At 36.2% G+C, this 12,249-nt stretch carries 4 protein-coding genes and 1 riboswitch; of the genes, 2 read left to right on the top strand and 2 right to left on the bottom strand.

What is annotated here, in order from left to right:
• Positions 1–24: 24 nt before the first annotated feature.
• On the top strand, positions 25–6,876 hold the full coding sequence (locus EG342_RS07400) for an RHS repeat-associated core domain-containing protein (protein WP_103289103.1): 6,852 nt from the start codon (positions 25–27) through the stop codon (positions 6,874–6,876).
• Position 6,877: 1 nt separating this feature from the next.
• Positions 6,878–7,345 (top strand): hypothetical protein, encoded by a 468-nt coding sequence (locus EG342_RS07395; RefSeq protein WP_103289102.1) that lies wholly within the window; start codon positions 6,878–6,880, stop codon positions 7,343–7,345.
• A gap of 129 nt (positions 7,346–7,474) precedes the next feature.
• Here the strand turns inward: EG342_RS07395 and EG342_RS07390 are convergent, their stop codons facing one another.
• Positions 7,475–8,968, bottom strand: coding sequence for a RagB/SusD family nutrient uptake outer membrane protein (locus tag EG342_RS07390; protein WP_103289101.1), 1,494 nt, complete (start codon positions 8,966–8,968; stop codon positions 7,475–7,477).
• Between the two features lie 17 nt (positions 8,969–8,985).
• Positions 8,986–11,925: a SusC/RagA family TonB-linked outer membrane protein gene (locus tag EG342_RS07385; protein WP_103289100.1), complete on the bottom strand. Its 2,940-nt coding sequence runs from the start codon at positions 11,923–11,925 to the stop codon at positions 8,986–8,988.
• An 83-nt stretch (positions 11,926–12,008) separates the two neighbouring features.
• A riboswitch (SAM riboswitch) is annotated at positions 12,009–12,104 on the bottom strand.
• Positions 12,105–12,249 lie beyond the last annotated feature (145 nt).

Here is a 12,249-nt window from a genome sequence, read left to right as displayed (position 1 = left end):
ATTTATAAAACAACTAATACAACAATGAAATTTATTTCATCATTGATGTTATCCTTGTGTTCGGTATTGGGCTTTTCACAGACCATACTTTACCAGCCAGAAACCGCATCCCGCACAGTACAGGATCCGCAGGCAGTGGTTATGGCACAGGGATTTCATGCTACAGGGAATGTATCAAATTCATTTTTAGCAAAAATAGGTCCGGCCACGGAGAATCCAGGCGGTGGACCCACAGACTCCCAAGCTGGAGCCAATAACCCAAGTGGGGCAAATACCCCAAACTTCCATAATACCAAAGGAAATATTGAGGTAAATGGAGTTGGGCAATTACAATTCACCTTACCAATAGATACTCCTCCGGGAGTTAAAAGTGTAGCCCCACAAGTCAATCTTGCCTATACCAGTGGCTCCGGGAATGGAATTGCCGGATTTGGCTGGAGTATTGCCGGAATCTCTACTATTTCAAGATCAGGAAAAAATATAGAACAGGACGGTGAAAGCAAAAACATTCAGCTGGATTACTCGGATTATTATAGCTTTAACGGGCAAAGATTAATTTTAAAATCCGGTGAATATGGAAAGGAAGGTGCCGAATATACTACAGAAAAGTATTCCAACATCAAGATCAAATCATTTGGTGTTAACGCTTCAGGTCCGGCATACTGGGAGGTTACTTTTGAGGACGGGTCACAGGCAAAATACGAAAAAACATTTTCCGATGGTGGTTTTAGAGGAGGAGGATATATTCCTGCACTCGAATACAACATTACAAAATGGAAAGATGCACAAGGTAATTTTATTACTTATAACTATGAGAGCAACTGGAGCAGCACAGGTTCAGGAGGCTTTAGAGAGTCAAAGGGAGGGATATCAAGAATATCCACGATCAATTGGGGAGGAAATGAAACTTTAAATAAGCCACATCTTAATTCCATTGCATTTACTTATGTTGACAGAGAGTTTGTTGAACAGTCGTATATTCAAAACCTAACAATGGTTCAGGATAAAATTTTGTCCGAGATCAAAGTGAACTCAAATTCTAAGCTTTATAAAACATATAATATAACATACACCAAAGACGATAACGGGCTAGGTTATCAATTCCTTAGTTCAATAACTGAGTCTAATTCAGCTGGGGACCAGGCTAATTCTGTTAACTTTAATTATGAAAAATCTAAGTTGGGTGGGTGGAAATCTACTCAATATGACTCTACTGAAGATCATAAAGTTTTAGGAGATTTTGATGGAGATGGAAAAGTAGATATGTTGAAATATTCTAATACGGTTAATTATTGTAAAAGGTATAATAGCGAAGCTCCGTTATCACCAAGAGCAGACGAAAATGAGATTTCTTATACGGATTACAGTGATTCAAAATGTATGGAATGGGTTTATGAATCGGGAGGTTTTTATCTTTTCAGAAACATTTTTGATGACAATAAACCTGAGAAAATCTATGTATCCGCTGACATTTCTAAAGAATCTCTTGATAACGCATCTGCCATTGTCGTTAAGGATAATAATAATATCGTTAACTCAAAACAAAGTTTGGTAATATTTAAGAAAAATCCAATAAATGGCAGTCAAAAAGCGGATCTGGAGTTTAAAGTATATATTTTCTCTGATAACAATACCTTAGATTATCAGTTTAGCAAAACAATTCAATACTCCCAATATGCTGCAGATCAAAATACAGTAGTTGAAAACCAGCTAAAGGAAGTAGACCTTAATGGAGATGGACTTTCTGAATTGATTGTAACTGTAAAAGACGCAGCAGGTTTATATAAATATCTACGTCTTAATTTAGATAAAGATATTGCTAATAACAGTTCTTTTGCTTCTTTTGACCTTCTTCCTAAAAACTCTCCTGCAATGAGCAATTATATGACAGGAGACTTTGATGGTGATAGTAAAACAGACTTTTTAAGAATTAACAACAATGTACCGACATTTGTTAAACTGCAGGACAATGGGCAAAATATCACGGTCATTGAAACACCAATATTTAGCAATTCTTTGAACAACCCTCCATCTATTACAGGAATTTGGGACAGAGCTGTATTAGGAGATTACAATGGGGACGGTAAAACGGATTTTCTAATCCCTGCAGCATTTGGTTCTTCAGACTGGAGAATGTATACTTCAACAGGTGTAGGATTTGTTGAAAAATATTATAGTAATTTCTGCTATTTTGCTGGAGATGAAAATGACCCGGACAACTATATTCCATGGTATTCCTACAAAAGATCTTATGTAGCACAAGATCTTAACAAAGACGGAAAATCTGATTTTATAGAATTCTATTCACTGGTACAAATAGGTCAAAAGGGAGCTCAATCCCGATTTTTGATTAATTTGTATGAAAATACGGGATACAAAGCCGCCTCTTCAAAAGTTGAATTTCAAAAGAAAAAATTAGTCAACTACAGAATTTCAGAGACAAAATTACCTCCTAATTCTACACGAGGATTAATTGAAAACAGAAGAGGATTCCCGTACAAGTATAACACAGACAGAGCTTGGTATGATCCTTTAGTAGAAAACTTCACATGGTCTACTGTTGCGGATCATTACAATCCAATATTTGGAAATTTCAGAATCAATATGTCTGATGAAAATATTCTTGTATTTCAAAAAAACAGACTCTATAAATTTAATTATTATGATGTTTCAAAAGATGCAAGAATCAAATCAATTACCCAAGGAAATGTAACAACAGAAATTGAGTATAAAGAGCTGAATTCAAATGTTGACCCTAATATTTATCAAACGGTTAAAAAAGAAAAATTCCCTTATTTAGAACTTAATAAAGTTTATCAAACCACAGCTGTATCACAATTAAGATACGCAGGAAGAAAACAGGATTTCCGTTATAGAGGATTTGTCTCTCATTTATTAGGCAAAGGGGTAATAGGTTTCCGCCAATCTGCACGTTCATCGTGGTATGCTGATGGATTTGAAAATACAAAAGTTTGGTCGGGTATCGAAATGGATCCATTAAATGATGCTGCTATCACTAAAGAATGGTCAATTAGAACCAATGACGAGGCAAAAGTATTTCCTGCAGATCTTTCAGAAAATAACACTCAACTATTAAGCTTTAAATCTACAATTTACAACACTGATAAATTGTTAAACGGACAGATATTAACTTCTCTTAATAATATAGACAAATCTAAAGTAGTTACTGCTGTTATTCCAACATCAACAAAAGCAAAAGATTTTCTAACCAATACCGTTACCACAAGTAATATAACTTATGGTGAATACTATTTGCCTTCACAAAGTATTTCCAAGTTAAATGATGGTTTTGCCACAACTATTTCGAATTTCGAATACATTCATAATCCGGCTGGTAATGGCTCTGATTATTACATTGGTCGTCCAAAAGTAAAAACAAGCACGATACAGGCTTATGGTGATACGAAAACTTCAAAAGAAGAATACCTCTATGATAACAATCTTTTAAAGACCTTAAAAAAATGGAATAGGGATAATACGGAATATCTCCAGGAATCTTATAACTACGATGGATTTGGAAATACAATAGAGAAAACAATTGCCAATAGTACAGATTCAAAAACCCAAACTAATAAGGCTCAATATGAGAGTACCGGAAGATTTATTGAAAAGCAAACGGATAATTTAGGCCTTGAGACTCATTTCACCTACAATGATCAGGGACAAGTTTTGACTGAAACTGATCCCATCGGCAATAAGATAATCAATACTTATGATGAATGGGACAAAATAATGAAGTCAAAATCCAATTTACAAGGTACAACCACGTATACATATACAACCCTATTTCGTAATGGAATGCTTGGATTCAGAGACCCTGTTGGAACAGAAACAGCAGAATATTCTCCTGATGGAGGGGTTAAAGTTGTATATACAAATTTATTAGGCCAACAATATAAAACTGCAACCAAGGCGTTTGGACAGGGACAATATGTTTCCAAAGAAGTTCAATATGATGTTTTGGGAAGAAAAACAGGCGAAAGCGAGCCTTCTTATGTTGGTCCGAAACCTGAAAAATGGAATAAAATCATTTATGACGATTCTGTTTTCCCTCCAAAAGTAACCGCTATATCATTTAGTGGTTTAGAAACTGTAAATACTTCCTCAGGATTAAGTACAACGATAGAGGAAACAAAAGGGAATAAGAGAGTGACCACAAAAACCATGGATGCTCTGGGTAATGTAATTTCTACAACGGATAAAGGAGGAACAATTAAATTCTCTTACAATGCTGCCGGAGACCAAATAAAAGCACAATATGCAGAAAATATTGTGACAACACAATATGATTCATGGGGAAGAAAAATTGAATTTAATGACCCTTCAAATGGAGTCTATAAATACGAATATGATGGGTTCGGTCAAATTAAAAAAACAATCAGTCCAAAAGGAACAAAAGAATATACCTATAATAATCTTGGGCAGCTTATTTCTCAGAAAGAAATTTCTACCGCAGATGGTGGAAAGGCTACCAATAAACTGATTTCCTTTGCTTATGATAATAAGGGAAGAATTACTTCAAAATCTGGTACTTCTAAAGGAAAGGCGTATGGTTCTACTATAACATACGATCCGCAGGGACGAGTTATTTCTACTTCAGAAAATAGCAATGATAAATATTTCATAAAAAAAGGAATCACTTATGACGATAAAGCAAGAGTCATTTCTTATGAAAAACAACTATATTCTTCCGGAACCCTTACAAAGGTAGTGGTTGAAAATGCCTACAATGAATGGAACGGGGATTTATACCAGGTAAAAGATAAAAATTCGGGGAAAATTTTATCTGAAATCAAAGAAACTAATCTGAGAGGCCAGATTCTTAAAGCCAAATTAGGAGCGGTTAACATTACAAACCTCTATGATGACAGCAATGGCTTTTTAACAAGTATAAATCATTCTTCTCAAGTTAAACAGGATCTTTTACAGGTAACCTATTCTTTTGATGCCATTAAAAATGAATTAAGAAGCAGAAGAACCGGAGGAGACTTTAATATCACAGAAGTATTTGAATATGACAACAACAATAGATTAGTAAAATGGACTAATCCTGTGACAGGTCAGTACAATTCTAATATTTACGATGTCAAAGGAAGAATTCTTGAAAATGACCAGGTTGGAAAAATTAAATTTGAAAATTCAGCTAAGGTTTATCAACCAACAGGAATGACCCTTAATGCAGCCGGAACACAAAATTATAATAACGATCTTATTCAAAATATTTCCTATAACGAGAATAATGATCCGATATTTATTGATGGAGAAAAAGGGGATGTAGCATTCCAATACGGATTAACAGCGATGAGACAAAAAGTCTCTTTCGGAGGTAATTTTGATCCTGAACAAGAAGGCAAATTTACAAGGTTCTATAGTGAAGATGGAAGCTTTGAAGTGACTAAAGACAATATTACCGGTAAAGAGAAACATACCATTTACATTGGCGGAACTCCATATGAGAGTAATATCGTATATTTAAAAAATTACGATGAGGCCAATGCTTCTTATAGATTCCTACATAAGGATTATTTGGGAAGTATTCTTGCTATCAGTGATGAAGCCGGAAATAAATTGGAGCAAAGGCATTTTGATGCATGGGGTAACTTCACTCATCTTCAAATAGGAAACGGGCCGATCCTGACTGATAAAAACAGCATTGATAATGCTTCATTATTAGTAGACAGAGGATATACAGGTCATGAGCATTTTGCTGAGGTAGGAATTATCCATATGAATGGAAGATTATATGATCCGTTACTCAGAAGATTTTTAAATGCTGATGAAAACATTCAGGATCCATATAATACCCAAAACTATAATAAATATGGTTATGTTCTAAATAATCCGTTGATGTTTAATGATCCAAATGGAGAATTATTTCAATTTGCCTTTCTTGCAGTGATGGGAGCATTTTGGGGAACAGTAATGACGGGTGCAATAATTTCATCAGCTATTGCAACATTTTTATATCTTGCAAAAGCATATCTGACAAAAAGCTTCAGTGTATCGGGCTTCTTTAAAGCCGTCACCATCGGATCAATAACAGGTGCAGTATCAGCAGGCCTCGGCCAGGTATTCAGTGCCGGATCCTTAATTGCAAGTATTGGTAACGGAGTATTATCCGGCGCAGGAGCTTCTGCCGTACAGGCATTAGCCAGTGGAACGAACTTCCTTAAAGGAATTACACAAGGTGCCGTGATTGGAGGTGCTATGGGAGCTATTAGTTGGGGAATTGGAAAATTATTTTCCAACAATAATAGTCAAGATGTATTACAGGCAAATGCAGAAGGAAAATTTAGCTATGACGGTCAAAAGTTTAACAGCCAAGAAGAGCTCATAGAATACATCAATAAGAATAATGGAAATGTAGAAGTCATTATGAAAAAGCTTAAAATTTCAAAGATAGAATTAGTGTCAGAAACTAATTTACCTAGTGCCGGTGATGATAAACACATATTGAAATTAAAGAATGGACTAATGACTGAATATCAAACAGATGCTATGGGCAGTTCTATTGACAATACAGGAAGAACTATTTTTGCAAAGACTGTTAAGTCTGGAGACTATTCTGCCTTATATGTATCTCCAGGATTAAAAGGCATACATGTAAATGGCCATTATCTCGCAAAAACTATTATTAATCATGAATTTATACACAGTTATCATTATATGAAAGGATTAAGCTTTGAAACATATTTAGAAAGGTCGGCATGGTCATACAACTATTCGTATGCTAGATTTCATGGACTAAATGTTGATTCATTTATTAAAAACCTCTCCAGATTTGGTGGATTTAATATTCCTAATGCTTACAAATGGAGCACTGCCGGTCTCGAAAAATTTATAAAATTATATTAGTATGAAAGCCTTTTTAGCAATACCTTTAATCATATCATTCACTTGTTCAATCTTATTTTCTTGTGGAAAAAAAGAGATATTAGGCGAAGACATTAAGATTTTAAACCAAAATAGAAATCTTTCCACTGTTGACGGAACAGATATTTATACAACAGATCTTATGATCGAGCCTGACACTTCGGACACACTTCGGTTTAAACTAACAGATAAGGATTGGGCTTTTTTAAGAAAAAGTTTTGATAAGAATAAAATCTATCTTATTAATAACGATACAAAGATAGGTGAAAGAGCAAATTCTATTGAACCTGCTGATACTATTATAATTAAAACAAATAATAGATCCCTATCAATAAACTATCGCTATTTTCTTGATGAAAAAGAGAATATTGACACTGTAAAAACTAAAAGTTTCAAAGGCTTTATGCACACTTTTGATTCTTTAGTATATTATCGATCTAGGGGAAAATAACTTTTTAACCATAGATGATTTTTAAATTTAGGCTATCTCAATTATGAGGTAGCCTTTTATAATAAATCTATTAAAAAAAGCCACCGCAAAAGCAGTGGCCAAAAAAATCAAATCTAATTATGGACTATATTATAAATTCGGGTTGTTTTCCCCTTCTCTCTGTGGAATACTGAATAAATAATAATTACTGTTCGGAACAAAAGAAGACTTATCAGGGAATCCAAAAATAGAATGCCCTCTGCCGTCTACCGTTTTTACCGTTCCATCCGGAGTAGTGATCTGAACCTTAACCGGTTTTCCATCAGCATCTACAAATGGTTTTCTGACAACAGTTCCCTGTGTTCGTAGAATATCGGAAAGAGAGAATCCTTCTCCAAACAATTCTTTTCTTCTTTCAATCAAAATCTCTTTCACTACCTCGTTCTGAGCTGAAGAGCCTGTATAAAGATTCGCTTTTCTTGCAGCCTTCAATTGGTTTAAAACTGTTACAGCTTGTGAAGTATTTCCGGTTCTTGCTTCTGCTTCTGCCTCTATCAGATACATTTCAGCAGCTCTCATATAGACAATATCTGCAATAAGAGTAGGTTTAAACTTAAACTTAGCATACCTCAGCAATCCTTCTCTTCCCTTAAGACCATCCCATGAGAATAGCTGAGATCTGATATCATTCGAATCAAACAAATCTTTAAAGTACGGGTCAGCCATAAAGTTATAATAAAAACTTCCGGATGATGACACGTCCAGATAATGGAAAGCATAACTCGCATCCGATTGCTCCTGCGTTTGCCCGTGTCCCCAGATCCATTCTACATTGCTGATATCGTTGAAGCCATCTTTATATTTTTCGGCTGGCATCAAAGGAAATCCTTCTCTTGCAATTTTTGCCGATGCAGAAGCCTTGCTCCATTCTCCGGTATTTAAGTAGGTTCTTGCTAAAAGACCATTGACTACCGCACGGTTGATCTTGTCCTTATTATTTCGGTCATAATCTTTCAGCAGATTATCTGCATCCGTAAGATCACTTTTCACCAACGTATAAATATCTTCCAGACTTGCCTTTTTCTTGCCCTGTGTGGTAATTGTTGAAGGTTCCGTATAAATAGGAGCCGTCAAAGCCGTTTTATCCTTAAGATAGCTGAACTGATAAAAACTGGCAATATTCAGATAACAGAATGCACGTAAAGCTTTAGCCTGACCTTTTACCTGGTTCTTCTTTTCCTGGCTGCCTTCCGTTCCATCAATCTTTGCAATAACATTATTCATATTATTAATTGTGGAGTACAACATAGACCAGATAAACAACGGTCGACTGGCTGTGTTATTAGCCATTTCCGCAAACTGATATGTAGAAGCGAAACCATATTTATTGGTTAAAATTGCTACATCACTTCCCATAGCATCACTGGCTCTTAAAACGGTTGAATACCCGATATTGGCATAGGTAGTCCCATCATCGTTAAATTTAGCCCAGGTTCCGTTGATTACCGTTTCTGCACTTTCAGCTGTTTTAAAAACCTCCACCTGATTTGCCTGATTCGTGGGAGCTGTCTCCAGTTCACTTTCACAGCTTGTCAATGACCAAAGACCAACAAGAGCAAAAGATAAATATTTTAATTGTTTCATTGTTTCAATTTTAAAGGTTAAAGAGTGGCCTGAAGACCAAAAGTGATTGTTCTCATTGCCGGATATCTGTAATAAGTGGTACCATCCAGCGACTGCTCAGGATCCATTCCTTTATGTTTGTAGAAAGTCAGAAGATTTTCTGCCTGAACATAAATTCTGAATTTCTTCAATCCTATTCTTTCAAAATAATCCGAAGGAAGAGTGTAGCCCAAACTTATATTTTTAAGTCTCGCATACGTTCCTGAGTATAAAAATCTTGAAGATGGCGTTGTCCAGTTATTAGATATGGTGCTCACTGCCGGAACGTCGGTGTAACGGTTGTCCGGAGTCCATCTGTTCAGCATTTCTTCGCTCCATGCACGACCTCCCAGATTTCCACTATGCATAATTGAGGTATAGTCGGTATCTAAAATTTTTCCTCCGATTCTAAAGGTCAATAAACCTGAAAAATCAAAGTTTTTATAGCTGATACTTGTACTGATTCCTCCGGTTACTTTAGCCAATGCGGAACCTTGTATTGTTCTTGTGGCTTTCCCAACCTCTGAAGTCGTTCCTTCAACGGTATTTCCATTGGCATCAGTAGTAATTGTCTTCCACAATGGATTTCCGTTATTCGGGTCTACCCCCACCCATTCCGGGATATAGAAATCGTAAACAGAACCTCCTACCTGTAATAACTTGGTTCCGGATACGATAGACCCTTTCGGAAGTTTGGTAATGGTATTATTTAAAGTACTTAAATTCACATCTACATTCCATTGAAAGTCTTCAGTTTTAATGGGGGTTGTAAATAATGAAAACTCAAAACCCGTATTTTTAATCGTTCCGATATTGGCCGGAAAATCATTAATTCCTAATGACGGGGCTACCGGCATATTAAACAGAAGATCCTGGCTTTTACGCTGGAAGTATTCAACATTCCCTTTAATTCTGTTGTTAAGGATGGCAAACTCCAATCCTACATTTAAATTAAGATTGGTTTCCCATTTTACGTTCTCCGTCATTGCCTTTTCAAGAACAGTTCCCGGTTCACCCAGGTTATTATAGAATTTGTACAATTCCTGATAAGCGTAGTATAATGGGGATTTATTAGGTTGCAATAATTTGTCGTTCCCTTGTCCTCCGTAACTTGCACGAAGCGTCAGTTGATTGAAGAAGTTTAAGTTTTTAATAAAATCTTCATTCGAAATTTTCCATGAACCTCCTACGGACCAGAATTTCCCCCATCTGTTCCCCGCGGAGAATCTTGAAGACCCATCTGCTCTTCCTGAAGCGGATAAGAAATAAGTATTATTAAAATCATATTCCACTTTCCCCAGGAAGCTCAACAAGCTCACCTTCTCACTGTTTCCACTGAAACTTCCCAGTAATGCCGCAGCATCAGGCTCGTAGTAATAGGGAAGGGAAAACTGTGTTCTTGTTCCGGAAATCGTTTGATAATCGTATTTATAAAATTCCTGCCCTCCTAAAATATTGAAGTGGTGCTTCCCGAATTTTTTATCATAGGTCAGAATATTACTTGTCGTGTAGGACAATGTTCTGTTGTTAGATCTTGTTACCGAACCATTCGTTTCACTTCCCTGTCCGATTAATGGGTTTGAATAAAAATGTCCGTTATAATTCACCAAATCAACAGAGAAACTTGATCTGAATTTCAATTCAGGTAAGAAAGTAAAGTCAAGAAACCCTTTTCCTGAGAAGTTATCTTCCTTGTTTTCATTTTTATCTAAAGGTAATGTTGCTGCCGGATTTTCATTCTGCAGCGCACTGGTAGGTCTGTATTTTCCAAAATCATACACCCGATCTCCGTTGGCATTCAAGATATAAGAACCATCTCCATTCCTTTCATAGTAAGGGTAAAAAGAAGGAATTACTCTCGCTGCCTGAATAATATTACTTGATTTGGAGTCCGAAGAAGGCGGCGCTTGCTGAATACTGTTGGTATAGCTTAAGTTCACTCCAACGTTCAACCAGCTTTTCACTTCAGAATTGAGTTTTAATCGGGTATTGTATCTTTTAAACCCAGATTCTATCGCCATTCCTTTGTCATCAAGATATCCTAATGAAAAGAAATAATTACTTTTCTCACTTCCACCACTGATATCTAAATCGACCTGGTTTCTCGAAGCCACTCTTTGTAAAATATCTCTCCAGTCATCATTCCATAATGCTCTTGCTCCCGGCAATAGCTTTCCGTCCGTTCCTACCGGTTTAGGATAAGCAGCACCATAAGGGTTAATTGATAAACCTGTACCTGAAGTAAGATTATCTGTAGCCATCTGTGCAGCCTGCTGAGCATTGATTTGTCCGGATTGGTATCCGTTTCTCATCGCTTCCCAATACAATTGGAAATACTGATCTGTGTTAACCTGCTGGTAATCTTTTACCGCTCTGCTGGAAAAACCCTGACTGATATTTAAGTTGACTCTCGCCTCTCCTTTTTTCCCTGATTTCGTTGTAATGATAATAATCCCATTGGCTCCTCTTGAACCATACAGTGCACTTGCCGTAGCATCTTTCAGAACACTGATAGACTCAATATCATTAGGACTGATCGCGTTGATATTCCCATCAAAAGGAATCCCGTCAACTACATACAAAGGATTACTGTCGGCACTGATGGAACCAACTCCTCTGATTCGAATCGTAGCTGTAGAACCCGGCTGCCCTGAGGCAGTGGTCGTCTGAATCCCAGGAACCTGCCCTTCCAGAGCTTTTGTAATATTGGTAACAGGTCTGTTGTTAATTTTATCGCTGGAAATAGTAGATACTGAACCGGTGTAGCTGTTTCGCTTTGCTTTTCCATAAGCCACCACAACGACTTCGTCAATCTCTTTTTCTTTAAGACTATCTTTTTTAGGATTGGAATTCTGTCCGCTTACTGTGGTAATTCCCAGAAAAAATGCAGCAACAGGTGGAACCCAAACTTTATAACTAATTAATTTTTTGCTAATCATAATCAATTTTATTTACCATATATCAAAATTTTGCCCTTTGCAGAATAGTCAGCAAAGGGCATCGATATATACGATAAACCAATTGCTTATTTTTCCTTTAAAGGCTGAATGTAACACCTTACTCACGCAGGTTGTCAAGACTTCGCAGGGTCAGTTCCCTCCATCTTTCTTTATAAGCCGATCGAAATATGTTTGCAAAGCTATACATATTTAGTCTACAAAACAAGTAGACTTTAAATTTTATTATGATAAATTTTTAAAAATTAACAATTGATTTTATTAAAAACCATTAAAATAAAGTGTTACAGGAATTATTACTTTATC

Source organism: Chryseobacterium lactis (genome assembly GCF_003815875.1).
Lineage (GTDB): Bacteria > Bacteroidota > Bacteroidia > Flavobacteriales > Weeksellaceae > Chryseobacterium > Chryseobacterium lactis.
The sequence above is the reverse complement of the archived record's forward strand: the minus strand, read 5'-3'. Positions and strand labels throughout refer to the sequence as shown.